This is a genomic window from Collinsella aerofaciens (genome assembly GCF_040910185.1).
Classification (GTDB): domain Bacteria; phylum Actinomycetota; class Coriobacteriia; order Coriobacteriales; family Coriobacteriaceae; genus Collinsella; species Collinsella aerofaciens_BF.
This window is the reverse complement of the sequence record NZ_JBDGBA010000005.1, coordinates 35,234-60,206: the sequence shown is the minus strand read 5'-3', so window position 1 is coordinate 60,206 and position 24,973 is coordinate 35,234. Positions and strand designations below refer to the sequence as shown.

The 24,973-nt window shown below is 60.7% G+C and carries 21 protein-coding genes; 2 read left to right on the top strand and 19 right to left on the bottom strand.

The window, feature by feature from the left end:
• The first annotated feature begins 131 nt into the window (after positions 1-131).
• Both adhE and AB5Z54_RS03290 read left to right on the top strand, forming a co-directional pair.
• Entirely contained in the window at positions 132-2,780 is a 2,649-nt protein-coding gene (gene adhE, locus AB5Z54_RS03295; protein ID WP_368160197.1) for a bifunctional acetaldehyde-CoA/alcohol dehydrogenase, read from the top strand.
• Positions 2,781-2,868: 88 nt separating this feature from the next.
• Entirely contained in the window at positions 2,869-3,633 is a 765-nt protein-coding gene (locus AB5Z54_RS03290) for an aminoglycoside phosphotransferase family protein (RefSeq protein WP_006236119.1), read from the top strand.
• 174 nt (positions 3,634-3,807) lie between these two features.
• On the opposite strand, the gene AB5Z54_RS03285 is transcribed toward AB5Z54_RS03290, so the two are convergent.
• The 19 genes from AB5Z54_RS03285 to AB5Z54_RS03195 all read right to left on the bottom strand — a co-directional run bounded on the left by AB5Z54_RS03285 (position 3,808) and on the right by AB5Z54_RS03195 (position 24,940).
• Entirely contained in the window at positions 3,808-5,529 is a 1,722-nt protein-coding gene (locus AB5Z54_RS03285; protein ID WP_368160194.1) for a proline--tRNA ligase, read from the bottom strand.
• Entirely contained in the window at positions 5,530-6,612 is a 1,083-nt protein-coding gene (gene ispG / locus AB5Z54_RS03280) for a flavodoxin-dependent (E)-4-hydroxy-3-methylbut-2-enyl-diphosphate synthase (RefSeq protein ID WP_368151366.1), read from the bottom strand.
• A gap of 13 nt (positions 6,613-6,625) precedes the next feature.
• Positions 6,626-7,987, bottom strand: a complete 1,362-nt coding sequence (locus AB5Z54_RS03275) for a M50 family metallopeptidase (RefSeq protein WP_349116859.1) — start codon at positions 7,985-7,987, stop codon at positions 6,626-6,628.
• Between the two features lie 25 nt (positions 7,988-8,012).
• Positions 8,013-9,200: a 1-deoxy-D-xylulose-5-phosphate reductoisomerase gene (dxr, locus tag AB5Z54_RS03270; RefSeq protein WP_368160191.1), complete on the bottom strand. Its 1,188-nt coding sequence runs from the start codon at positions 9,198-9,200 to the stop codon at positions 8,013-8,015.
• Entirely contained in the window at positions 9,200-10,099 is a 900-nt protein-coding gene (locus AB5Z54_RS03265; protein WP_368142313.1) for a phosphatidate cytidylyltransferase, read from the bottom strand. The genes dxr and AB5Z54_RS03265 overlap by 1 nt, the downstream gene beginning before the upstream one ends.
• Positions 10,100-10,101: 2 nt before the next feature.
• Entirely contained in the window at positions 10,102-10,896 is a 795-nt protein-coding gene (uppS, locus tag AB5Z54_RS03260) for an undecaprenyl pyrophosphate synthase (RefSeq protein WP_368160189.1), read from the bottom strand.
• A gap of 1 nt (position 10,897) precedes the next feature.
• Positions 10,898-11,434, bottom strand: coding sequence for a ribosome recycling factor (gene frr, locus AB5Z54_RS03255; RefSeq protein WP_006236112.1), 537 nt, complete (start codon positions 11,432-11,434; stop codon positions 10,898-10,900).
• A gap of 2 nt (positions 11,435-11,436) precedes the next feature.
• Entirely contained in the window at positions 11,437-12,159 is a 723-nt protein-coding gene (pyrH, locus tag AB5Z54_RS03250; RefSeq protein ID WP_035138557.1) for a UMP kinase, read from the bottom strand.
• A 117-nt stretch (positions 12,160-12,276) separates the two neighbouring features.
• On the bottom strand, positions 12,277-13,146 hold the full coding sequence (gene tsf, locus AB5Z54_RS03245; RefSeq protein ID WP_022094736.1) for a translation elongation factor Ts: 870 nt from the start codon (positions 13,144-13,146) through the stop codon (positions 12,277-12,279).
• A 45-nt stretch (positions 13,147-13,191) separates the two neighbouring features.
• Entirely contained in the window at positions 13,192-13,920 is a 729-nt protein-coding gene (gene rpsB / locus AB5Z54_RS03240) for a 30S ribosomal protein S2 (RefSeq protein WP_006236109.1), read from the bottom strand.
• Positions 13,921-14,139: 219 nt separating this feature from the next.
• Positions 14,140-15,048, bottom strand: coding sequence for a tyrosine recombinase (locus tag AB5Z54_RS03235; RefSeq protein WP_368160257.1), 909 nt, complete (start codon positions 15,046-15,048; stop codon positions 14,140-14,142).
• An 8-nt stretch (positions 15,049-15,056) separates the two neighbouring features.
• Positions 15,057-16,394, bottom strand: a complete 1,338-nt coding sequence (gene trmFO / locus AB5Z54_RS03230; protein ID WP_368160187.1) for a methylenetetrahydrofolate--tRNA-(uracil(54)-C(5))-methyltransferase (FADH(2)-oxidizing) TrmFO — start codon at positions 16,392-16,394, stop codon at positions 15,057-15,059.
• Positions 16,395-16,408: 14 nt separating this feature from the next.
• Complete coding sequence (locus AB5Z54_RS03225) at positions 16,409-17,344, bottom strand: DNA-processing protein DprA (RefSeq protein ID WP_368160184.1); 936 nt, start codon at positions 17,342-17,344, stop codon at positions 16,409-16,411.
• Positions 17,341-18,864, bottom strand: a complete 1,524-nt coding sequence (locus AB5Z54_RS03220; RefSeq protein WP_368160181.1) for a YifB family Mg chelatase-like AAA ATPase — start codon at positions 18,862-18,864, stop codon at positions 17,341-17,343. The genes AB5Z54_RS03225 and AB5Z54_RS03220 overlap by 4 nt, the downstream gene beginning before the upstream one ends.
• The gene (locus AB5Z54_RS03215; RefSeq protein ID WP_035138570.1) at positions 18,864-19,349 is read right to left on the bottom strand and encodes a YraN family protein; all 486 of its coding nucleotides are present in this window, start codon (positions 19,347-19,349) and stop codon (positions 18,864-18,866) included. Before AB5Z54_RS03215 ends, AB5Z54_RS03220 begins: the two co-directional genes overlap by 1 nt.
• Before the next feature lie 189 nt (positions 19,350-19,538).
• Positions 19,539-20,327 (bottom strand): ribonuclease HII, encoded by a 789-nt coding sequence (gene rnhB, locus AB5Z54_RS03210; protein WP_368160178.1) that lies wholly within the window; start codon positions 20,325-20,327, stop codon positions 19,539-19,541.
• Between the two features lie 93 nt (positions 20,328-20,420).
• Positions 20,421-20,762 carry a 50S ribosomal protein L19 gene (rplS, locus tag AB5Z54_RS03205; RefSeq protein WP_006236098.1) on the bottom strand — a complete coding sequence of 114 codons (342 nt, stop codon included), beginning with the start codon at positions 20,760-20,762 and terminating at the stop codon, positions 20,421-20,423.
• A 208-nt stretch (positions 20,763-20,970) separates the two neighbouring features.
• Positions 20,971-23,721, bottom strand: a complete 2,751-nt coding sequence (ppdK, locus tag AB5Z54_RS03200) for a pyruvate, phosphate dikinase (protein WP_368160176.1) — start codon at positions 23,719-23,721, stop codon at positions 20,971-20,973.
• A 343-nt stretch (positions 23,722-24,064) separates the two neighbouring features.
• Positions 24,065-24,940 carry a pyruvate, water dikinase regulatory protein gene (locus AB5Z54_RS03195; protein ID WP_368160174.1) on the bottom strand — a complete coding sequence of 292 codons (876 nt, stop codon included), beginning with the start codon at positions 24,938-24,940 and terminating at the stop codon, positions 24,065-24,067.
• Between the last annotated feature and the right edge of the window lie 33 nt (positions 24,941-24,973).

Genomic DNA, 24,973 nt, shown 5'->3' with positions numbered 1-24,973 from the left:
AGTTTTAGTTAAAACGCTTCAGTTTATTGAAGCGTTTTAGTGTGCCTTTTAAAGGAATCTTACCGTTCACCGAATTATTTCTTGCTATCATGCAAGACGTAGGGTAAATCTCCGATCGCAAGGAGACACAAATGGTGAAAAAGTCACCGGAAAACACTACTCCCGCAATTGTGGACAACGTAGAGGCGCTTGAGGCTAAGCTCGCTCAGATGCGAGAGGCCCAGGCGCTTTTTGCTACGTACACGCAGGAGCAGGTCGACAAGATCTTCTATGAGGCCGCCATGGCCGCCAACAAGGCTCGTATCCCGTTGGCGAAGATGGCCATCGAGGAGACCGGCCGCGGCGTTCTTGAGGACAAGGTCATCAAGAACCACTACGCCGCAGAGTACATCTACAACGCTTACAAGAACACCAAGACCTGTGGCGTTCTGGAGCGCGACGAGGCTTACGGCATCACCAAGATTGCCGAGCCTATCGGCATCGTGGGCGCCGTCATCCCGACGACCAACCCCACCTCCACCGCGATCTTCAAGACGCTGATCTGCCTGAAGACCCGCAACGCCATCATCATCTCCCCGCACCCGGCAGCCGCCAAGTGCACCATCGCCGCCGCCAAGCTCGTGCTTGACGCCGCCGTCAAGGCCGGCGCCCCCGAGGGCATCATCGGCTGGGTCGATGTCCCCTCCATCGAGCTGACCAACATGGTCATGCGCGACGTCGACATCATCCTCGCCACCGGTGGCCCGGGCATGGTCAAGGCCGCCTACTCCTCGGGCAAGCCCGCCCTGGGCGTTGGCGCCGGTAACACCCCGGTCATCATCGACGACACCGCCGACGTGCTGCTCGCCGTCAACTCCATCATTCACTCCAAGACCTTCGACAACGGTATGATCTGCGCTTCCGAGCAGTCCGTGACCGTCATCGACAGCATCTACGACCAGGTTAAGGCCGAGTTCCAGAAGCGCGGCTGCTACTTCGTCAAGCAGGGTGCCGAGATGGAGGCCCTGCGTGCCGCCATGTTCAAGAACGGTGCTCTCGATCACCGCATCCCCGGCATGGCTGCCGCCAAGATCGCCGAGCTCGCCGGCATCGAGGTTCCCGCCAAGACCAAGATCCTGATCGCCGAGGTCACCTCCACCGACCCCGCCAAGGAGGAGTTCTCCCACGAGAAGCTCTCCCCGGTCCTGGCCATGTACCACGCCAAGGACTTCCAGGAGGCCGTCGACAAGGCCGAGCACCTGGTGCTCGCCGGTGGCCCGGGCCACACCGCCTCTCTGTACGTGCACCCCGCCCAGGCCGAGAAGATCAGCCTGTTCGAGCACGTCATGAAGGCCTGCCGTATCGTCATCAACACCCCGTCCTCGCACGGTGGCATCGGTGACCTGTACAACTTTGGCATGAAGCCGTCTCTGACCCTGGGCTGCGGCTCCTGGGGCGGCAACTCCGTCTCCGAGAACGTTGGGGTGAAGCACTTGATCAACGTTAAGACTGTGGCCGAGCGCCGTGAGAACATGCTGTGGTTCCGCGCTCCCGAGAAGGTCTACTTCAAGAAGGGTTCCACGCCCGTCGCCCTCGACGAGCTGGGCAACGTCATGGGCAAGAAGCGTGCCTTCATCGTCACCGACCAGTTCCTCTTCAAGAATGGCAACACCCGCGCCATCGAGGCCAAGCTCGACGAGATGGGCATCGCCCACGACTGCTTCTACGACGTCGAGCCCGATCCGTCGCTGCAGTGCGCACGTCGCGGCGCCAAGCAGATGGCTCTCTTTGAGCCGGACGTCATCATCGCCGTCGGCGGTGGCTCCGCTATGGACGCCGGCAAGATCATGTGGATGATGTACGAGCACCCCGAGTGCAAGTTTGAGGACATGGCCATGGACTTCATGGACATCCGCAAGCGTATCTTCACCTTCCCCGAGATGGGCAAGAAGGCCTACTTCGTCGCCGTCCCGACCTCCTCGGGTACCGGCTCCGAGTGCACGCCGTTCGCCATCATCACCGACAAGGAGACCGGCATCAAGTGGCCGCTCGCCGACTACGCGCTGCTCCCCAACATGGCTATCGTCGACGCCGACAACTGCATGACCGCCCCGCGCGGCCTGACCGCTGCCTCCGGCATCGACGTCATGACCCACGCCATCGAGTCCTACGTCTCCATCATGGCTTCCGACTACACCAAGGGCCTCTCCGAGCGCGCTGCCAAGCTCGTCTTTGAGAACCTGCCCTCCAGCTTCACGAACGGCGCCAAGGACCCGCACGCCCGCGAGGAGATGCACAACGCCTCCTGCATGGCCGGTATGGCCTTCGCCAACGCCTTCCTGGGCCTCAACCACTCCATGGCTCACAAGCTCGGCGCTTTCCATCACCTGCCCCACGGCATCGCTAACGCCGTCATCCTGACCCGCGTCATGCGCTACAACGCCGCCGAGGCTCCCGTCAAGATGGGTACCTTCTCCCAGTATCCTTACCCCAACGCGCTGCACAACTACGCCGAGATGGCCAAGTACTGCGGCATCGAGGGCAAGGACGACAAGGAGGTCTTCGAGAACTTCATCACGAAGCTCGAGGAGCTCAAGGACTTCATCGGCGTCAAGAAGACCATCGCCGACTACGGTGTTGACGAGCAGTACTTCCTCGACACCCTCGACGAGATGACCGAGCAGGCATTCAACGACCAGTGCACCGGCGCTAACCCGCGCTACCCGCTCATGAGCGAGATCAAGGAGCTCTACCTGGACGCCTACTACGGCCGCGAGCCTCAGGACTACGCCGTCTGCTAGTTTTAGCACGGTTTTTAACGGCGGGGGTGCACGGGTGTTTCACACACCCCCGCCGTCGCTTCTATCGCATCGTTGAAAGGATGCAACCATGCTGCTACCCGATTCCAAGACCGAGCTCGTCCGTCGCGGCAACAAGGTCGTTTACGACCTGGGCGACAAGATCGTCAAGGTCTTTAACGAGACCAAGCCTGTCTCCGACGTGTTCAACGAGGCTTTGAATCTTGCCCGCATCAATGAGTGCGGCATCCGCAGCCCCAAGGCTCTCGAGGTTTCTCAGCTCGAGAACGCCAACGGCTGGGCGCTCGTGACCGAGAAGGTTCCGGGCACCACCCTTGCCGAGAAGATGACTGCCGAGCCCCAGCGCTTTGGTGAGTACCTCGAGATGTTCGTCGACCTCCAGATTGAGATCCACGGCTACACCTCCCCGCTGCTCAACCGTCAGCGCGACAAGTTCGCCCGCATGATCGACAGCCTTGATCAGCTCAATGCCACCACGCGCTACAACCTTCAGGAGCGTCTGGACGGCATGACCAAGGAGTTCAAGGTCTGCCACGGCGACTTCAACCCCTCCAACGTCATCGTCGGCGACGACGGCCAGCTCTATGTGTGCGACTGGGCACACGCCACCCAGGGCTCCCCTGCTGCCGACGTTGCCACCACCTACCTGCTCTTTGCCCTCAACAGCAAGGACCAGGCCGAGGCCTACCTGGAGCTCTACTGCGACCGTGCCGACATGCCCATGCAGGTCGTGCGTCAGTGGACGAGCATCGTCGCCGCTTCCGAGCTCGCTCGTAAGCGCAACGTGAACGATGAGTTCCTGAAGAACTGGATCGACGTCGTCGATTATCAGTAATATCTGAGCGATTTATTTCGCATCGGAGGCACAATGGGAAAACCCCGCAGCTCGCATGGGCTGTGGGGTTTTCCTTTTAGCTATAAAAGATTCTTAGACGCAAAAGCGGCCCTGCACCTCTCCCAAGAGAGACGCTGGGCCGCTTCGTAAGCGCATTCAACGCAGCGGGCTCGATTAACGGCGTGCTGCCTTCACAAGGTCGGCGACCTTGGCGACAACCTCATCGATCGCCACGTCCTCGCGCTCACCCGTAGCACGGTCCTTGAGCTCAACGGTACCGTTCTTAAGGCCGCGCTTGCCAAGAATCACCTGATACGGGAAGCCCATAAGGTCATTGTCGGCAAACTTAAAGCCGGGACGCTCGTCACGGTCATCGACGACAACCTCGATGCCCTCGGCGCACAGAGCCTCGACGATTTGATCGCAAACGGTAGCGCACTCCTCCTTCTTGGGATCGAGCGGAATCACCGCGACCTCGTACGGGGCAACGGAGACCGGCCAAACAATACCGTGCTCGTCGTTGTGCTGCTCCACGACGGCAGCGAGCGAGCGGGACACACCAACGCCGTAGCAGCCCATGATAAGCGGCTTCTCCTTGCCGTCCTCGTCCATAAAGGTGGCACCCATGGCCTCGGAATACTTGGTGCCCAACTGGAAGACCTGGGAGACCTCGATACCGCGGGCAGCGGAAAGCGGCTTGCCACAGTGCGGGCAGGGATCGCCGGCAACGACGGTTACCAGATCGGCCCACTCATCGACGGTAAAGTCGCGCTCGGGGCAGGCGCCGGTAAAGTGATAATCGACCTCGTTGGCACCGCAGGCCCACTGCTTGGACTCGCGCAGGCTCTCGTCGCACACCAGACGAATGCCCTCGGGCAGGTTAACCGGTCCGATAAAGCCCTTATGCAGACCGTAGGTCTGGAGCTCCTCGTCGGTCATCATGCGATAGCCCTTGCCAAAGACGTGCTCGGCCTTGCAGTCATTGAGCTCGTGGTCGCCCGGAACAATGGCCACAACAGGCTTGCCCTCGGCGTCGATGAGTGCCAGCGACTTGCGCGTGCCGTTCTCGGGGAACCCAAAGAACTTTGCAACGGCATCGATGGTGCCCATGCCCGGAGTCTCGACCTTGGTAAGCGTACCGTCGCCAGGACCCTCGGTCACGACAACCTTGGTGCTTGCAGCCTCGTCATCGGCGGCAAAACCGCAGTCATCGCAATAGACGAGCGAAGCCTCGCCGGCGTCAGCCAAAGCCATGTACTCGACGGAGGTATCGCCACCGATCTCGCCGGAGTCGGCGACAACGGGCAGGGCCTTGATGTAGCAGCGCTCACAGATGTTGGCGTAGGCCTGCTTCATCTTGTCGTACTCCTCCTGCAGACTCTCCTGCGTGGCAGAGAAGCTGTAGGCGTCCTTCATGATGAACTCGCGGCCGCGCATCAGGCCAAAGCGGGGACGGAACTCGTCGCGGAACTTATCCTGGATGTGGTACAGGTTGACGGGCAGCTGTTTGTAGGAGCGCAGCTCGTTGCGCACCAGGGCCGTGACGGTCTCCTCGTGCGTGGGGCCCAGGACGAACTCGCGACCATGACGGTCGTCAAAGCGCACAAGCTCCTTGCCATAGGCATCGATACGGCCGGACTCACGCCACAGCTCGGCATCGACCATAATGGGCATCATGAGCTCCTGGGCGCCGGCAGCATCCATCTCGTCGCGCACGATGTTCTCGATCTTGCGGATCGAGCGCCATGCGAGCGGCAGATAAGAATACAGACCGGCGGCCTCCTTGCGGATCATGCCGGCACGGAGCAGCAGGCGGTGGCTGGCGAGCTCAGCGTCCGCCGGATCCTCTTTAAGCGTCGGCGCATAAAGCTTAGACATATACATTGCTCGAGTCATTTATTTCTCCTCAATAAGCTTGTCGACCTCGGCCATGAGCGCGTCGACAATTTGATCCTCAGCTACTTTACCAATGATCTGGCCATGCGAAAAGAGCAGGCCCTGACCTCGTCCACAGGCCACACCTAGGTCGGCGTCGGAAGCCTCGCCGGGGCCATTAACGGCACATCCCATCACGGCGATCGAAAGCGGCGCGGAGTAGTTCTTAAGCCGCTCGGTGACCTCCTCGGCGATGGGAATGAGGTTAACCTGACAGCGCGCACATGTGGGGCACGAGACAATCTCGGGGCCACGGCGACGCAGGCCCAGCGACTGCAGAATACCCCAAGCGACCGGCGGCTCCTCAACCGGATCGGCCGTGAGCGACACACGCATGGTGTCGCCGATGCCTTCAGAAAGCAAGATACCCAAGCCTACAGAGCTCTTAATGGTGCCCTGAAGCTTGGTACCCGCCTCGGTTACGCCCAGGTGAAGCGGAACGTGGGGAATCTCACGCGACAAGGCTCGATAGGTATCGAGCGTCGTTTGCACGCTATGGGCCTTGGCCGAAAGCACAATGTTCGTAAAGCCGCGGTCTTCAAAATGCTTGACGAAACGCTCGCTCGACATCACGAGCTTTTCGGGCTGCGTGAGGTCGTCGCGCTCGGCGATATCCTGCTCAAGCGAACCGGCATTGACGCCGATACGAATCGCACAGCCCGCTGCACCCGCAGCATCGATCACCGCGTCAACCTTGGCCCAATCGCCGATATTACCGGGATTGATGCGCAGCTTGGCAGCACCGGCCTCAACGGCACCAATGGCCAGCTTGTGGTTAAAGTGGATATCGGCAACGATTGGCACCGGAGACTCGGCACAGATGATGCGGAAACCCTCAAGCGCGGCCTCGGTGGGCACGCTCACACGCACGATATCGCAGCCAGCCTGCGCCAACGCGCACACTTGCGCAAGCGTTGCCTGGGCGTCAGCGGTATCGGTGCAGGTCATGGATTGGACCACCACCGGCGCGCCGCCACCGATCTGCACACCGCCCACATGCACGGGGCGCGTCAACTCGCGAGGCAAAGGATGGGATAAAGACAATCCAAACACTCCCCTACAGGATAAATCGAAGGACGTCGGAACGAAGCATATAGACAAACAGCAGCGCAAAGAGCGCGATGCCCACATAGCTCACAATCGTCTGGACCTTGAGCGGAAGCTCGCGGCCAGCAATCTTTTGAATGATCTCGATGACCAGCTTGCCGCCATCGAGTGGTGGGATGGGCAGCAGGTTCATAAAGCCAAGCGAGAACGAAATGAGGGCGGCAAACGAAAGGAACGTGGCAGGGCCGGCAGCAGCAGCCTGTGAGGACATAACGCTAATGCCCACGATCGAAGAAGACTGATCGAGAATCTCCATCGTATGCTGCGGCTGGAGCAGGCGCATCACGCCCTCCGCTGTCTGCACGACATAGGAGAACGAAAGACGAGCCGACGTGATGGGGTCTAAACGGACCACCTGCGTAGAGGCATACACACCTAGGCGCTCGTCCTCTTTGAGCGCAACCGAGGTCGAATGCTGCTTGCCGTCGCGCTCATACTCAATGGCGATATCGTCCTTACCGGCGGCCTTGCCGATGGCATCGTAAACGTCCATCCAGGTAGAGCACGATACTCCGTCAACCGAAAGGATCGCGTCGCCGCCCTCGATACCCGCCTTGGCGGCAATAGACCCCTCGTCAACCTGACCGATCACGTTGGTATCCATCGGCACGGTGACACCCGCAATAGAGTAGATGCTCATAAGCAGCAAAAAGCCCGTCAGGATATTGACGAGAATGCCCGCGAGCAGCATAAAGGCGCGCTTGAGAAAACCCTGGCCCAGATAGGTATGCGAACGCTCTTGCGCAAGGAACTCGGCTTCGCCGCACGGCAGCTCCCACACATCGCCCTCGGTAGTCGCATGCTCTCGATCGAAACGGCGGCCGTCAAAGGTGGTGTAACCCGCCGCATCTCGTGGCAGCGTCTGATACTTGGCGGGATAGTAGCTCGGCGAGGGCTTCTCCCCTTCCTCATACCAAGGCGCGATAGAGCCCCAACCCAAGAGCAAGGCGCATGCCTCGAGCACAACCTCCTCGGATAGCTCGAGCTCGGCGGCAAGGTCGGCCACGGTCACGCGACCATGACGATAGATAGCCGCGAGCACGCGATCGGCGCACGAGACGTCGGTCGGATCCATACCGCAGATGGCAGCGTAGCCACCCAGCAGCAGCGGGGTCACGCCAAACTTGGTTCCAATGCGACGTGACGTGTAATGGATGTCAAAGCGACACGGCAGGCCCAAAAAGAACTCGGTCACGCGGACGCCGCAGGCACGCGCCGCCAAAAAGTGGCCGCCCTCGTGCAAAAACACAAGGACGGAAAGCATCAGCAGGCCCCAAAAGACCGATGAGAGAACGCTCAGAACAGTATCCATAAAACGAAAAAGCAATCCTTATGGGTTAGGAACGGGTTGCGGCGAGCACCTGCGCAGCCTTTTCACGCGCCCATGCATCGATGTCGCGAAGCTGCTCAAACGAATCGACCGCCTGCATATCGTGGGAATCCATGCAGGATTCCACAATGCGATCGATATCGGTAAAGCTGCAGCCATCGTTCAGGAAGGCATCGACGGCGACCTCGTTGGCGGCATTGAGCACGCACGGCATGGTGCCACCCGTCTTGCCGGCACGTTCGGCCAGTGCCAGACAGCGGAAGGTATCCATGTCGGCAGCATCAAACGTGAGCTGCCCCAGCTCGCGGAAATCGATACGAGGCGCCGGGGTATCCCAACGCTCGGGATACGAGAACGCGAACTGGATGGGAATACGCATGTCGGAAGCACCGAGATGCGCCATCACGGAGCCGTCGGCGAACTCGACCATAGAGTGAATCTTGGACTGACGCTGCACGACCACGTTAATGAAATCGAGGTCGCAGTTAAACAGATGCATGGCCTCAATGCGCTCCAGGCCCTTGTTCATGAGGGTGGCGGAGTCGATGGTGATCTTGGCACCCATGGCCCACGTGGGATGTGCGAGGGCATCGGCACGCGTCACGCGATTGAGCTCGTCGCGCGTGCGGCCAAAGAACGGACCGCCCGAGCAGGTGAGCCAAATACAATGAGCCTCGCGCGGGTCCTCCCCCAGATAGCACTGGTAGATGGCGGAGTGCTCAGAGTCGACTGGAATAAGCTGGCTCGGTTGTGCCAACGGCATAAGCAAGTCGCCACCGACGACGAGGGACTCCTTGTTGGCAAGGGCAAGGCGCTTATTTGAGGTCAAGGCCGCATGGCTCGCCTCGAGACCGGCGGCGCCCACAATAGCAACGAGCACGCAGTCGACATCGTCGCGACGCGCGAGCTCGCAAACCGCCTGCGCGCCAACGCCGAGCTTCGTTCCCTCGGGCAACTCCTGCAGCACGGCGTCATCGCCGTGAGCGACATCGGCCACGGCAACCGCCGGAACCGAGAACTCGCGGGCAGCGGCAACGAGCTCAGAGGTGCTGGAATTAACGGACAGCGCCGTCACCTGCAGGCGATCAGCATGCTGACGGCACACATCGAGTGCCTGGGTGCCGATAGAGCCCGTACAACCCAGGATGGCAACACGGAGGCGTCCATCGGGGCCATACGTCGTCTGGAATGACATTACAGCACGCCTCCGATCATCAGCATCAGCTGCGCGGTGATGCAGCCGAAGATAAGCGAATCGCTTCGATCGAGCATGCCGCCGTGGCCCGGGATAAGGTTACCGGAATCCTTGACGCCCACACCGCGCTTGATGCGCGACTCGATAAGGTCGCCGATAACGCCCAGAATGGACACGACCACGCCGCACAGCAGCGCATAGGGCAGGCTGAGCTTGTAGAGGTGCGTCGCCCACAGGATGAGCCAAATCAAAACCGAGCCCAGGATGCCGCCGACAAACCCCTCCCAGCTCTTTTTGGGAGAGATCTTGGGAACCATCTTATGCTTGCCGATACGGCTGCCCACGATGTAGGCAAACGAATCGGAGACCCAAAGGGACGCGCAAACGCCCACCGAAAGCAGGGCGCCGGCAAAACCGGGCACGGCATCGCGCAGCAGCACGATAGCCGACAGCATAAAGCCAGTGTAAATGGGACCCATGAGCGTCACGGCCACATCAGAGATGCGGGTACGCGGCGACCAGACATACCAAATGCCCACAGCGAGCATCAGAGCAAAAAGCAGGGCATTCAGCAACATCGAATCGCCCAACGCCGAAAGCGGAAAGAGTACGGCGGCAGCGATACCCATGCGCTCGTTAGCCATCTTGCCATCGAGCCTTGTCATACGGAAAAACTCATAGCAGCACAGACCGCTCATGACAGAAACAAAGATGGCCGTGGGCACGATACCCAAAACCAGGCACAGGATAAAGACAACGGCGTAGACGATACCGGCGGCGGCACGGGTAATAAAGCCCGCCAGCCACGTACCGGTGCCGCTCTTCGCTGCAGGCGCGCCAGCAGTGGCAGCTTTGCGCGCAGGCGTCTTGGGAGCAGATGCCTTGGGACGATCGGACACGATTAAGCCTCCTCGGTCTTGCTCAGTCCACCAAACCTACGGTCACGGCCCTGATAGGCCAAAATGGCGTCGACAAGGCCCCAACGATCAAAGTCGGGCCAATAGGTATCGGTGACGTAGAACTCAGAATAAGCCACCTGCCACAGCAGATAGTTCGAAAGGCGCAGCTCACCAGAAGTGCGAATCACAAGCTCAGGATCGGGAAGGCCGGCGGTATAGAGGTGGGAAGCCACCATGTCGTCATCAATTGCGGCAGGATCGATCTTGCCGGCGGCAGCGTCGAATGCGATCTGACGGACAGCGCGGGTAATCTCGGCACGCGCGCCGTAGTTGACGGCAAGCGCCAGCGTCATGCCAGTGTGATCGGCGCACTCGGCAAGACCGCGTTCAAAAACGTCGCGCGTCTTCTTGGGCAACGCTGAAATGTCACCCAAAAAGACAACACGCATGTTTTCGCGCTTCAGAAGCGGCAACTCGTCGATAAACGTCTTGGCAAACAGATGCATCAAGACGTTGACCTCATGCTGCGGGCGGTTCCAGTTTTCGGTAGAAAACGCATAGGCCGAAAGCACGTCGACGCCCAAGCGCACGCAGGCAGTAATAATCTCGCGAAGGGAGACAATACCCGCCTTGTGGCCCTCGGTGCGTGCAAGACCGCGCGACGTGGCCCAACGACCGTTGCCGTCCATGATGCACGAGATATGGTGCGGAATGTTATTGAGGTCAAGGTCGGAAAAACCGACGCCCGCAGGGGCGTCGGCAAAGTACTCGACCAGTTTATGCTCGTCGTATTGCACCTTAGATCTCCATGACCTCGGCTTCTTTTTCCTTCAGAAGCTCCTCGACCTTGGCGACATACTCATCGGTGTGCTTCTGGACCTTGGCCTGCTCGCGACGGACATCGTCCTCGGTGAGCTCCTCATCGCGCTCGAGCTTGTTGTTGAAGTCGCGACGGATGTTACGGATAGACACCTTGGCCTGCTCGGCGTACTCGCGGCACTCCTTGACGAGCTCGCGACGGCGCTCCTCGGTGGGAGCCGGGAACGGCAGACGAACGACGGTGCCATCGGAGTTGGGGGTAATACCCAGATCGGAAGCGCCGATGGCCTTGACGATAGCATTGATGAGTGCCTTGTCCCACGGCTCGATGAGCAGCATGTGGGCCTCGGGGGTCTTGACGGCGGCAACCTGCGTGACCGGCGTGGGAACACCGTAATAATCGACGGTGATGTCGGAAAGAATGTTGGCATTGGCGCGGCCGGTACGAACCTTGGAGAAGTTATGCTTGAGGGACTCGAGCGACTTGTCCATATGGGCGGTGATGTTCTCTGCCATGCTTAATCCTCCTGATAGACGAGCGTGCCGACGGGCTCACCCGAAAGCGCGCGCTTGACGGTGTCCTCGCCATCGATGTTGAGGACCAAAATCGGCATACGGTTATCCTGGCACAGAGCCGTAGCCGTGGAATCCATAACCTGCAGGCCGCGGACGAGAACCTCGTGATAGGTAATCTTGTCAAAACGGACGGCATCGGCGCACTTGACGGGATCCTTGTCGTAGATGCCGTCAACCTTGGTGGCTTTAATCAGAATCTCGGCGCCGATCTCGCACGCACGAAGAGCCGCGGCGGTGTCGGTCGTAAAGTACGGATTGCCCGAACCGGCGGCAAAAATAACGACGTTGCCCTTGGAAAGGTGGTTGATGGCGCGACGGCGAATATAGGGCTCGCAGATCTCGTTCATCTGGATAGCGCTCATCACGCGGCAGGGAACATCGTTATGCTCGAAGGCATCCTGCAGGGCGAGCGCGTTCATAACGGTTGCCAGCATGCCCATGTAGTCGGCCTGAGCACGCTCCATGCCACCGGCAGCGCCGGCCATGCCGCGGAAAATATTGCCGCCGCCGACAACGACGCCGACCTCATGACCAACGGCGAGCAGCTCCTTGACCTGCTTGGCAAGATGGTCGGTAACCTTGGGGTCGATGCCATATTGGCCGTCGCCCATCAGTGCTTCGCCGGAAAGCTTAAGAAGCACGCGTTTATATCGGATGTCGGACAAAGCGATCCTCCTTTAATTAGACTCTCAATATGATATCAAAGGCTCTGATAAGAGCCATGAAAAAGCAGGCTGTGAGTAAAACCCACAGCCTGCTCATTACCAGCTACAAGAGCTTATTTACTCGCCACGGACCAGACGGTCAAAGGCAACGACGGTAATGGTGTCGCCGAGCTCCTTGGAGACCTGCTCAGCGTACTTCTTGATGGTGAGGGAGCTGTCCTTGATGAACTCCTGCTCGGTGAGCACGGACTGCTTGTAGAACTTCTCCAGACGGCCGACAGCCATCTTCTCCTGGATAGCCTCGGGCTTGCCGGACTCGGCAGCCTGGGCCATGTAGATCTGCTTCTCGTGCTCGACGGTCTCGGCCGGAACCTGATCGCGGGTAGCGCAGATCGGGGCGACGGCGGCAACCTGAAGGGCAACGTCGTGAGCGAAGGTCTTGAAGGACTCAGCCTGAGCGGTCTCGGCCTTCTCGAAGGCGAACTCGACGAGGACGCCGATCTTACCACCCATGTGGATGTAAGAAGCGAGCGCGCCGTTCTCGGCCTTGCGGGCAGCGAAGCGGGAGATCTTCATGTTCTCACCCATGATGTGAATCATCTCGGTGAGCTCGGAGGAAACGGTCTCCTCGCCCATCGGCTTCTCGAGCAGAGCGTCGACGTCAGCAGGCTCGGTGGTAGCGACAACCTCAGCGACCTTGGAAGCAAAGCCAGTGAACTTGGCGTTGGAGCCAACGAAGTCGGTCTCGCAGGAGAGCTCGAGCAGAGCGCCGGTCTTGCCATCCTCGGAGACGAACGCGGCGACAGCGCCCTCGTTGGTCTCACGGCCAGCCTTCTTGGCAGCCTTGGCAAGGCCGTTCTTACGCAGAACGTCGACAGCGGCGTCCATGTCGCCGTCAGCCTCGACGAGAGCCTTCTTGCACTCCATCATCGGGGAGTCGGTCATCTCGCGGAGCTGCTTGACCATAGCGGCGGTAATCTGGGCCATTGTGGTTCCTTTCAAAGAGATGAAAAAGAATTAACTAAGACTGATTTACTCGGCCTTGGGCTCAGCGGCCATCTCGGCCTCGGAGACCTGCTCCTTGCCGGAGCCAGCGAGGCAGGCGTCAGCCATGAGCTCGCACATAAGGGTGACAGCGGAGATAGCGTCATCGTTGCAGGGGATGCCGTACTCGACCTCGTCGGGATCGGAGTTGGTGTCGATCAGGGCGACGACGGGGATGTTCAGGCGCTGGGCCTCCTTGATGGCGTTCTCCTCGCGCTTGGTGTCGATGACGAAGAGAGCCTGGGGCAGACCCTTCATGTCGCGGGCGCCACCGAGGTTGGTCTGGAGCTTAGTGAGCTCCTTGCCGAGAACAGCCTGCTCCTTCTTGGGCAGAACAGCCATGCGGCCGTCCTCGACCATGGCCTCGAGCTCCTCCATGCGGTTGATGCGGGAGCGGATGGTGACGAAGTTGGTCAGCATACCGCCGAGCCAACGCTGGTTGATGTAAGGCATGTTGGCGCGCTCAGCAGCGTTCTTGACGGCCTCCTGAGCCTGCTTCTTGGTGCCGACGAACAGCACGTTGCCACCCTTGGCGACGTTCTTGACGAAGGTGTAGGCCTGGTCGGCGTCGAGGATGGTCTGCTTGAGGTCGAGGATGTAGATGCCGTTGCGCTCACCGAAGATGAACGGCTTCATCTTGGGGTTCCAGCGACGGGTCTGGTGACCGAAGTGGCAGCCGGCCTCGAGCAGGGTGCGGATATTAATCTTGGTAGCCATGTTAAACCTCCTGTGGTTTGCCTCCGCGCGGGGTCATCCTCCAAAACCAACCCGGACATGTGCTACCAAAGCCCGGGCACCACGGTATGAAGTAGCCGCGCGTGCGTGATAAAAACATGTTGCCGCGAAGCAACCCGATGAATGATAGCAGGAATGCCTCTTCCTGCCAACCCGCAATCAAAACCACACACCTGAGTGCGGCGCGGGACGCCCCAGCCACTATTCGCCGCGGGGATGGGCTTGAGCCACAGCCCGCTTAAGCCGATCGGGTGTGAGATGCGTGTAGATCTGCGTCGTGGACAGGCTCGCATGACCTAGCAGCTCTTGAACCGAGCGCAGGTCCGCACCGCCCTCGAGCAAGTCGGTCGCAAAGGTATGGCGCATCGCATGCGGGGCGATGTCAGCCGGAATGCCGGCGAGCGTCGCCAGCGTATGGAACCGCCGCCGGAGCATCGCGGCGCTCATGCGATTGCCGCGCGCCGATATAAGCAGCGGATGCGGCCCGGTAGCGAGGTCGCGGCGCTTTGCCCGAGCGAGCAACTCCGGCCTCCCCTCTTCAATATAGAGACGCGTCACATCGAGCGCACGACGATACAGAGGAACGATGCGCTCCTTGCTTCCCTTGCCCCACAGGCGCAGCGTGCGCTCGGACCATGAGACGGATTCCACATTGAGCGCCGCAAGCTCTGAGATGCGGGCACCCGAGGCATAGAGCAACTCGAGCATCGCCGCATCGCGCAGTCCCGCGGGTGTTGAGGTATCAGGCGTCTTGAGCAGCGCCTCGACCTGCTGGGTCGTAAGGACGCCCGGCAGGTCACGCGGCAGCTTGGGCGACGCGATCGCCGAGACCGCATCGCCCTCGACAATCCCCTCGGCAGCCATCCAGCGATAGAGAGATCGAATAGCCGACAGGTGCGCCGCAAGCGTTCGGGGAGCCACCTGCTCACGCGAAAGCTCGACAAGATAGCGACGAATGGTGCGCACGTCGGCAGCGAAAGCATCGATATCCTCGCGCTCGCACCAGGCAGCGAAGCGCTCCAGCCTCGAGCCATAGGCCGTCACCGTGTTGGGAGAAAGACCCTCGACGCGTGCGATATAGGCGATAAACGAGTCGACGGTGTCGTACAGGTCAAAGGCTATGACCGGTCGCCTCCAAACAGATCGGGGCGAGTAGCCAGATAGGCGTCAAGGGCCTCGAGCGCACGGTCCGCATAGGCCTGGTAGCGGTCGCGCTTGCTGCGGCGCTTACCATCCTCGAGTGGCGGCACCAGGCCAAAGTTGACATGCATGGGCTGATAGCCCACGGTGGCAGGATCGGTCGCATAGCCCACGAGCGCACCCAGGGCGCCCACGCGGGGCAACTCGACGCCCGCGGCACCGATAGCCTCGGCATAGGTGTTGAGCGCCGCGAGCAGACCTGTCGCCACGGCTTCCATGTACCCCTCGGTGCCGGTGATCTGACCGGCCAGGCGCACGCCGGTACCGGGCACGGCAAAGGTGCCATCGAGCACGTGCGGGGCGTCGACAAAGGTATTGCGGTGCATGACACCGTAGCGGAAGAACTCAGCGTTCTCCAGGCCCGGCACCATATGGAAGACGCGCTTCTGCTCGCTAAAGGTCAGGTTGGTCTGGAAGCCCACCAGGTTATAGGCGGTCTTCTCCTTGTTCTCGGCACGCAGCTGAATCGCCGCCCAGGGGCGACGTCCGGTACGCGGGTCGGTGAGGCCGACGGGCTTCATAGCGCCAAAGCGAATGGCGTCCTTGCCGGTGCGTGCAACCTCCTCGGCAGGCTGACAGGCCTGGAATAGATCGCCGCCCTCAAAATCCTTGAGCACCACGCGGTCGGCCGTGGTGAGCGCCTCGATAAAGGCCTCGTACTCCTCCTTATTGAGGGGAGCGTTGAGATAGTCGCCGCTCCCCTGCTCCTCGTAGCGCGACTGCGAGAACAGCACGTCCATATCGAGCGTGGAGGCATCGACGATCGGCGCCGCGGCATCGAAGAACGCAAGGGCATCGCCACCGACGAGCTTCATAACCTCTTCGCTCAGCGCCGGTGAACACAGCGGGCCCGCGGCAATGACCACGTGACCCTCGGGAATCTGCGTGACCTCGCCGTGCACGACCTCGATATTGGGACGGGCGGCAACCTCGGCCTCGACAAGCTCGGAAAACTTGACGCGGTCGACCGCCAAGGCGCCACCGGCGGGAACAGCCGCGCGATGGGCGCAATCGAGCAGGACTGAACCCATGCGCTCAAGCTCGGCTTTCAGCAAACCAGCCGCGGAATCCGGACGGGTCGACTTAAACGAATTGGAGCAGACGAGCTCTGCCAGGTGATCGGTATGGTGGGCCGGGGAGCTCACCTGGGGGCGCATCTCGCACAGCTTTACGGCAAAACCGCGATCTGCCAGCTGGATCGCGCACTCCGAACCCGCCAGACCGCCACCGATAACTGTCACCTGATCGAACTGCATCTGCAAACACCTTTCTAATTGACACGTTTTCCATTGTGACCGAAGGGTGTCTGGGCGTGAAGGGCAAACTTGGAGGGCGCATACCTTCCATCCATCATGCGCTCGATAAGACCCTCGAGTTCAAGCGAACCCAAGAGTTTGAGTACGCCGACAGCATCGAGCGAGACGAGCGCCGCGATGTCGTCGACCTTGAGCGGAGAGGCGATGAGCGCATGCATCACGGTCTGCTGCGTTGGATCCAGGTCGGCAATGCCGGGAGCATCGGGGCGCGAGTAGCGCAGGGTTCCGTAGATGCGTGAGATAGCCATCTCGATAGATTCCTCGTCGACGATGCAGCAGGCACCGTTCGCAATGAGGTAATTCGTGCCACGCGACTCGGGCGATAGGATCGACCCCGGCACGGCAAGAAGTTCGCGCCCCAAATCCATAGCAGCCTCGGCTGTAGAAAACGTCCCAGAAGGCATACCCGCCTCGGATACAAAGAGGGCTTGCGACAGGGCCGCGATCACGCGATTGCGGCGCGGAAAGGCGAACTTGCGCGGACCCATGCCCCACGGAGAGATCGACACGACCGCGCCACCCGTATCAAGCGTGCGCGTAATCAGCCCCGCGCTCGAACGCGGGTAGACCACGTCGGCGCCCGTCCCCAGCACCACAACGTGTTTGCCGCCGACGTTGACCGCAGCCCAACCCGAGGCCTGGTCACAACCGACCGCACCGCCCGAAACTACCGTCACTCCCGCCTCAACCGCCACCTTCGCCGCAAGCTCTGCCACGGCAAGACCATACGGCGAGGCCTTGCGCGCGCCGATGATGGAGAGCGCGGGCGTCGAAAGCACCTCGGGGTTGCCGCGCACATAAAGCGTCTGGGGTACATCAGAAAGCTCCAAAACGGTCTCGGGATACAACGCATCACCTGGATGCAGCTCGAAGGTCCCCTCGGCCATCATTGGTCCCTCCTTCCCTGGTACATCGCCGCCTCGAGCACGTGGTCCTGCGTCACTTGCTCGCTCTCGGCGACATCTGCGATCGTACGCGCAATGCGAACCAGGCGCACGATGCCACGCCCTGTGAGATGCGTGCGTTTGGATAGGCCGAGTACGCATTTCTCGGCAGCATCATCAAGCTCAAAGGTCGAAACGACGCCGTCAATGGACCGCGTCTCGTCATCCTCGGCCTCGGCATCTGCATCGTCCATACGGGATTCGCGCCAAGCGCGAAAAGCGCGACCGCGCACAACGTAGTCACGTAACTCGGCCGACGACATACCCTCTGCGCCCTCGATAATCACTTGAGGGTCGGGACGGGTCACATCGATCATCATGTCGATACGGTCGGCCAAAGGACCGCGCAGTTTAGACCGATAGCGCTCGACCATCGCCGCCGAGCAGCGACACGGTACCTCGCGATCGCCCAAAAAGCCGCAGGGGCAGGGATTGCTCGCAGCCAGCAGCTGAAAGCGCGACGGGAAGGTAAAAGCCCCATCGACGCGTACGATCCTCACGTAGCCGCGCTCGATAGGCTGACGCAGCGTCTGCAGTACGCCCGTGGGAAACTCGGCAAGCTCGTCCAAAAAGAGCACGCCGCCATGAGCAAGGCTAATCTCACCTGGGTGCACCGGGCGTCCTCCGCCAATGAGGCCCGCCGTTGAAATACTGTGATGGGGACTGCGGAAGGGCCGGTGTCCCGCCAACAAGCCATCAATGTTCTCACCCAAAACCGAATGGATGCACAGCGCCTCCTGTTGATCCTCAACGGAAAGCTCAGGCAGGATGCCGGTCATACGGCGCGCAAGCATCGTCTTGCCCGATCCCGGGGACCCAATCATGAGCAAGCCGAGTTCTCCTGCCGCCGCAAGCGCCATGCCGCGTTTAGCGACTTCCTGCCCCAGTACGTCGGCATAGTCGAGATCTGGCTCAAAGGTCGCCTCGACGCCCTCAGAATCCAAGTAGTGCCGCGCGGCATCGCCCATGCCGCGAGCAAGTTGAGACAGATGGTCGATAAAGCCGCAATCCACGCCCGCAAGCGGCACATGCTGATCGGACCTGCCGGCGATAAAAGACAGACCCATGTCACGAGCCAATAGCTGAAACGCCACCTCGCCCTTGACAGGAAGCACCGTACCGTCCAAGCCAAGCTCACCAGCGATAAGACAACGATCGAGGTTGTCGCGGGGAATCTGCCCATCGGCCGCCAATACCGCGATGGCGATGGGCAGATCAAAGCCGCTACCGGTCTTGCGGATATCGCCGGGCGCCAGATTGACCGTAATGCCCGAGCGCGGGATCTCGAACCCGGCGGAGCGCATCGCGCAGCGAATACGACCGCGCGACTCCATCACCTCCATACTCGGTATGCCGAGCATCTGGATGCCCGGAACGCCGCCGGCAAGCGAGACCTCGACCGTGACGGGAATCGCCTCGACGCCGCGGATGCAGGCCGCGTGAACGGCAAACGTCTCGAACGCCATCACGACACCTGCCAATCGAACGCGTTGTACTGGTGCTCGATCTCGGCGATATGCCCGCCGCGAATGGTAACGCCCACGGCATCGAAGCGAATCGCCTTGAGCGGATAATGCTCCATGAGATAGCAACTTGCGATGCGGCGGTAGCGACGTTGCTTTTGGGCGTCCACGGCCTCCTCGGGAAAGACCCGCGTGCTGCAATCCAACGCAACGCGTCTGGTCTTGACCTCGGCCATCACCACGACATCGTCGAGCTCATCGAGCAGCACCAGGTCGGCCTCGCCCTCGGTGCAACGATAACCCTGCTCCAGCAAGGTGTAGCCGCGCTCGTTAAAGTAGTCGATGGTGATCAGCTCGCCCAGCATGCCCAGCTCGCGGGGACTGAGCCCCTTGATAAACTCGGGCGTCATCGCCCCGCAGTCGAGCTCGCCGTTTTCCCAACGCTCCTTGAGCTGCTGCGTCTTGCTTTTTTTGCTTGCGGCACTCATGGGGTCTCCTTTCCCGCACGCTGTAGTGCCCCGATGATGAGGGCACCTTTCATGCGGGTAAGTACCGGAAGCAAACCAAAAGCTGACCAAATGCCGACAAAAAACGGGCCGTACGCAACAATCACGTTGCACGCGGCCCGCTACCAGCAGGTTTATAAAACCCCAGGGGTCCCTGTCTCCACAATTGGCCTAGAAAAGGCGCTCAGTCTGCAGAAAGTTTCCGCAAAAGCTCACGCGGTGCAGCGGACAAAGTCCATGTTTGCGAATGGCCTCGATATGCTCGGGGCTCGCATAGCCCTTCGATTCGGCCAGATGGTACTCGGGGTACTCGGCGTCGTACTCGACCATCATCTCGTCACGCGTGACCTTGGCCATGATGGACGCCGCGGCGATGCAGGCGATCTTGGCATCGCCCTTCACCACATCGCGCTCGTTAGGAACGGCGCCCAAGGGGTTGCCATCCATAAGCACGCAATCGGGCTCGAGCCCCGTATCGGCCACGGCGCCCGCGACGGCAGCGCGGATGGCCCGGGCCATACCCATATCATCGATATCCGCAGGCGCGATATGGCAAAAGCCGATAGCAGTCGCGACCTCGGCAATCTTCACCGAGAGCAGCTCGCGGCGCGCCGGCGTGAGCTTTTTGGAATCGTTGATGCCCCAGACGCGCGGCTCCATAGGAAGGCACACGGCGCACACCGTCAAAGGACCGGCCACAGAGCCGCGACCCACCTCGTCGACGCCCACGACCACGCCATCCCCACCGAGCTCGTGCATCAGCTCGTACATGCCGTCGACGCGCTCGCGCTCGGCAAGTTCCTTGGCATGGCGCTTAAGGGCACGCTCGCAAGCCTTGATCACCTGCTGGCGCGGATCCTCGCGATAATGCTCCACGAGGGCGGGAATCTCCTCAAACGTAGCGCTCGCCAGCTCGCCGGCAACTTGCGATGCCGAAACCGAGCTCGTCATATTGGCCATACCAGGCCCTCCTTGCATGCAAATCAGATAAAAAGAAGGGCCACCCGAAGGTGACCCTTACGTCCAAACGAGTGGACAGACGCTGCGATCTTCTTAGCGCTTCTCGGGGATGCGAGCAGCCTTGCCCACCTTGTCGCGGAGGTAGTACAGCTTGGCGCGACGGACGCGACCATGACGAACGACCTCGAGCTTGGCGATCTTGGGGCTATGAAGCGGGAAGGTACGCTCAACACCGACACCGAAGGACATCTTGCGGACGGTGAAGGTCTCGCGGGCACCGGCGCCGGCCATGCGGATGACGTCGCCCTGGAAGACCTGGATGCGCTCGCGGTCGCCTTCCTTAATGCGGTAGTGAACCTTGACGTTGTCGGCGACGCGAACCTGAGGAATGTCCTCGCGGATCTGCTGACGCTCGATTGCGCGGATGTAATCCATGTGCAATTCCTTACTCTTCTAGAGGTGCCGTACCACCTTGGCCGGCACGTAGTTGAACAAACGTATTCGAGTATACACGCGCGGGTTTCTGCTGCAAGAACAATTTTTTACGCAGACAAAAAGACAAAACCCGCACATGATAACCGCCCGTCTCACAAATGAGACGGGCGGCATGAAGGGGGCTACGCTAGGCGTCTAACCCAAAACGTTAGGCGGAACGCTTGGCCTCGAGCTTGGCTTGAGCGGCAGCCAGGCGTGCGAGGGGCACGCGGTAGGGCGAGCAGGACACGTAGTCCACGTCGGCCACGTTAAACAGGCCCTTGATGGACTTGGGGTCGCCTCCGTGCTCGCCGCACACACCAAAGTGCATTTCGGGGTTGGTGGCGCGGCCCTTCTCGACAGCCATGCGCACCAGCTCGAGCACCGCGGTATCGATGGTCTCGAAGGGATTGTCCTTCAAGATCTTCTTATGCATGTACAGCGGGATGAACTTAGCCTCGGCGTCGTCACGCGAGAAACCGAAGGTGGTCTGGGTGAGGTCGTTGGTGCCAAAGCAGAAGAAGTCTGCGTGATGGGCAATCTCGTCGGCGACCATGCAGGCACGCGGCAGCTCGAGCATCGTGCCCACGGGAATATTGAGCTCGACGCCTTCTTCGGCGGAAACCTCGGCGATTACCCGCTCGATGATCTCGCGGGTCTGGACATGCTCGGCCGTAATGGAAACGAGCGGAACCATGATCTCGGGGCGCGGATCGACGCCTTCCTTGACAAGACGGGCAGCAGCCGTGGCGACGGCGCGAACCTGCATGAGCGGCAGATCGCTAAAGACGACGGACAGGCGCACACCGCGCAGGCCGAGCATCGGGTTGGACTCGACCATGCCGTCGATACGACGCAGACGGGTGCGCAGGGCGGCAAGCTCTTCCTCGTTGGCGCCAGCGGCCTCCTTCTTGGTGATGGCGACCTCGAGCTCGCGAGGATTATCCAGGAACTCATGAAGCGGCGGATCGAGCAGGCGGACGACCACATCGCGACCGGACATGGTCTTGAACATCGCCAGGAAGTCCTCGGTCTGAACCTTGAGCAGGTCGGCCAGGGCCTGCTGCTTCACGGCCTCATCGTCAGACAGGATAAAGCTCTGGATGATGTTCTTGCGATCGCCCAGGAACATGTGCTCGGTGCGGCACAGGCCAATAGCCTCGGCGCCAAACTCGAGGGCGAGCATGGCATCCTCGGGATTGTCGGCGTTGACACGCACATGGTTGGCATGGCCGCTGGTCTCGTCCAAACGGATTTCGTCGGCCCAGGACAGGATGGTGTCCAGGTCGCCGGTGAGCTCGGCGGAGACCAGGTCGACGGGACCGTCGACGACGATACCCTGGGTACCGTCGATGGAGATAACGTCGCCTTCGTGCAGCACGCGGTCGCTGCCCTCGATGCGCACGACCTTCTCGGCGGCGTCGATGTGGAAGCGTTCGACGCCGCAGACGCAAGGCGTGCCCATACCGCGGGCGATAACGGCGGCATGGCTCGTCTTGCCACCGTGGCTGGTAAGGATACCTTCGGCGGCGACCATGCCCTTCAGGTCGTCGGGGTTGGTCTCCCAACGAACCAGAATGACCTTGTGACCCTCGGCGGAACGTGCGACGGCGTCGTCACTCGAGAACACGACCTCGCCCACGGCGGCACCAGGGCTGGCATTAAGACCGCTGGCCAGAGCCTCATACTTCTTGGAGGCGTCGAGCTGCGGGTGCAGGAGCTGGTCGAGCTGTGCGGGATCGATGCGGCTCACGGCCTCCTCGCGGGTGATCAGGCCTTCCTCGACCATTTCGATGGCGATGCGCAGGGCGGCGGTGGCGGTGCGCTTGCCCACGCGGGTCTGGAGCATCCAGAGCTTGCCCTGCTCAATGGTGAACTCGATATCGCACATATCGCGGTAATGATCCTCGAGCGTCAGGAACACGCGCTCGAGCTCCTCACCTGCGGACTCGAGGCCCGGGGTGGTCTTGAGGTCGGCGATGGGCTCGGTGTTGCGGATACCGGCGACGACGTCCTCGCCCTGGGCATTAACCAAAAAGTCACCGTAGAACTCCTTGGTGCCGTCGGCCGGATTACGCGTAAAGGCGACGCCCGTCGCAGAGGTCTCGCCCTTGTTGCCAAAGGCCATGGCCTGCACGTTGACGGCGGTGCCGAGGTCGTCGGAAATGCCATGCTGCTTGCGGTAGATGCAGGCACGCTCGTTCATCCAGCTGCCAAAGACGGCCTGGATTGCAAGGCGTAGCTGAAGCTCCGGATCGTGCGGGAAAACGGGCTTGCCATCGGCGACCTCGAGCTCGGGATACAGGGAGGCATCGACGTTCTCGGAGAAGATGCCCTTAAAGGTCTCGACGAGTTCCTGCAGGTCCTCGGCCGAAAGCTCGGAATCGACGCGAACGCCGGCGACCAGACGGGCCTGGGTCAGGGCGTTCTCGAACAGGTCGGCGTCAACGCCCATGACGACATTGGAAAACATCTGGATAAAGCGGCGATAGCTATCCCAGGCAAAACGCGGGTTCTGCGTCTGCGCGATGAGGCCCTGGACAGAATCGTCATTGAGGCCCAAGTTGAGGACCGTGTCCATCATACCGGGCATGGAGAACGGAGCGCCCGAACGAACCGACACGAGCAGCGGATCGGAGGCGTCGCCGAGCTTCTTGCCACAGCGGGCCTCGAGGTCTGCCTCGGCGGCAACGATTTCATCGAGTGCGCCATCAGGCCACACGTTGCCGGCACCGGAGTACTCGACACAGGTCTGGCAGGTAATGGTAAAGCCGCCGGGAACCGGCAGGCCGATACGGCTCATCTCGGCAAGGTTTGCGCCCTTGCCGCCAAGCACGAAGTTCATGGACTTGTCGCCCTCAGTCACGCAAGTGCCCTGGGCGTCGGTACCAAAACGGTAAACCCTCTTGCAATCGCTCACGATACTTCCCCTTCCATGTGCTCTCGCACACGACCGTGGTAACGAATCGACCCGCCGGATGCGGACCGTGAGGGAACTATACGGCGGGTTTTGGACAGGCTTGAGCAGAGGATGCGCGGTTTGGTAAACGTGCTAAAACTTGCGGTAAACGGTAGATAAAGGTGGTTACCTTATGAAGATACCACTGCAAGAAACTTGCTGGTCAAACGCCAGTTTCTTGCTAAATCGCTTTACCATAAGTAGCTAATTTGGGACGGGGCTTTTTTAGCTGCCCCCGCAGGCAATCGACCAAAATGGTCGCGACTTCAGCCGGGGTAGCTAAAAAAGCCCCGTCCCAAATTAGCTACTTTTGCTGGGCTCGGCGGGCGGCACGGCGGGCACGGGCTTCCTGGATTTCCTCCAAGTGGCTAATGATCTCTGCAGCGCTTTCCTCGATGGCCTTGCCGTCGGTACGCACCACAAAGCAGCCTAGACGCTTCATGAGGGCGCGAGCTTCCTCGAGCTCGCTGCGCACGCTCTCGGGCTCGGCATAGGAGCCGGCGACGGCACGAGCGTAGTCATCGCCCAAGCGGCTATCGCGAATTTCGGAAATCACATCGACGGTCGAAATCAGGCCGAACAGGCGCATCGGGTCGACCTCGTAAATCGACTTGGGCGGCTCCATGCCATGCGCCAGTGGGACATTGGCAACCTTGTAACCTTGATAGGCCAGATACATCGACAGCGGCGTCTTGGACGTGCGCGATACGCCCAGCAGCACGATATCGGCACCCGACAGATCGTCGCAACCGCGCCCGTCATCGTGCTCAACGAAATACTCCATGGCCTCGATACGATGGAAATAGCGGTCATCGGTCCTGTGAATCACGCCCGCAACGCCCTTGGGCGGTACACCGATGAGCGACGACAGCACGGCGAGCGTGGGGCCGATCAAGTCGACCGAACGGATATGCAACATACCCAAGTAATCGAGCACGCGGGCACGTAGCGCCGGGTCGACGATGGTATGGAACACGGCGATATCGCGATGGTCGGCATCGACGCGCGGCCCCACAAATGACTTGACCTGCTCCACAGAAGTCACCTTAGGCAGGCGCAAAACACGAAAAGCCCCTTCATCAAATTGCCCGGACGCCGCAAGCACCACCTCACAAGCGGTATCACCGAGCGAGTCGGAGATAACGATAACGGTGGGACGAGCGGTGACCGGGCAATCCATGCGGGGCTCCTTTTGCGCTTATGCGCAGGCTGG

Coding starts and splice junctions, on each gene's coding strand:
- adhE (WP_368160197.1), top strand. CDS start 132: ATGGTGAAAAAGTCACCGGAAAACACTACTCCCGCAATTGTGGACAAC.
- AB5Z54_RS03290 (WP_006236119.1), top strand. CDS start 2,869: ATGCTGCTACCCGATTCCAAGACCGAGCTCGTCCGTCGCGGCAACAAG.
- AB5Z54_RS03285 (WP_368160194.1), bottom strand. CDS start 5,529: ATGACTCGAGCAATGTATATGTCTAAGCTTTATGCGCCGACGCTTAAA.
- AB5Z54_RS03275 (WP_349116859.1), bottom strand. CDS start 7,987: ATGGATACTGTTCTGAGCGTTCTCTCATCGGTCTTTTGGGGCCTGCTG.
- dxr (WP_368160191.1), bottom strand. CDS start 9,200: ATGTCATTCCAGACGACGTATGGCCCCGATGGACGCCTCCGTGTTGCC.
- frr (WP_006236112.1), bottom strand. CDS start 11,434: ATGGCAGAGAACATCACCGCCCATATGGACAAGTCGCTCGAGTCCCTC.
- tsf (WP_022094736.1), bottom strand. CDS start 13,146: ATGGCCCAGATTACCGCCGCTATGGTCAAGCAGCTCCGCGAGATGACC.
- rpsB (WP_006236109.1), bottom strand. CDS start 13,920: ATGGCTACCAAGATTAATATCCGCACCCTGCTCGAGGCCGGCTGCCAC.
- trmFO (WP_368160187.1), bottom strand. CDS start 16,394: ATGCAGTTCGATCAGGTGACAGTTATCGGTGGCGGTCTGGCGGGTTCG.
- AB5Z54_RS03225 (WP_368160184.1), bottom strand. CDS start 17,344: ATGATGGCCGAGGGGACCTTCGAGCTGCATCCAGGTGATGCGTTGTAT.
- AB5Z54_RS03220 (WP_368160181.1), bottom strand. CDS start 18,864: ATGGCGTTCGAGACGTTTGCCGTTCACGCGGCCTGCATCCGCGGCGTC.
- AB5Z54_RS03215 (WP_035138570.1), bottom strand. CDS start 19,349: ATGAGTGCCGCAAGCAAAAAAAGCAAGACGCAGCAGCTCAAGGAGCGT.
- rnhB (WP_368160178.1), bottom strand. CDS start 20,327: ATGGCCAATATGACGAGCTCGGTTTCGGCATCGCAAGTTGCCGGCGAG.
- rplS (WP_006236098.1), bottom strand. CDS start 20,762: ATGGATTACATCCGCGCAATCGAGCGTCAGCAGATCCGCGAGGACATT.
- AB5Z54_RS03195 (WP_368160174.1), bottom strand. CDS start 24,940: ATGGATTGCCCGGTCACCGCTCGTCCCACCGTTATCGTTATCTCCGAC.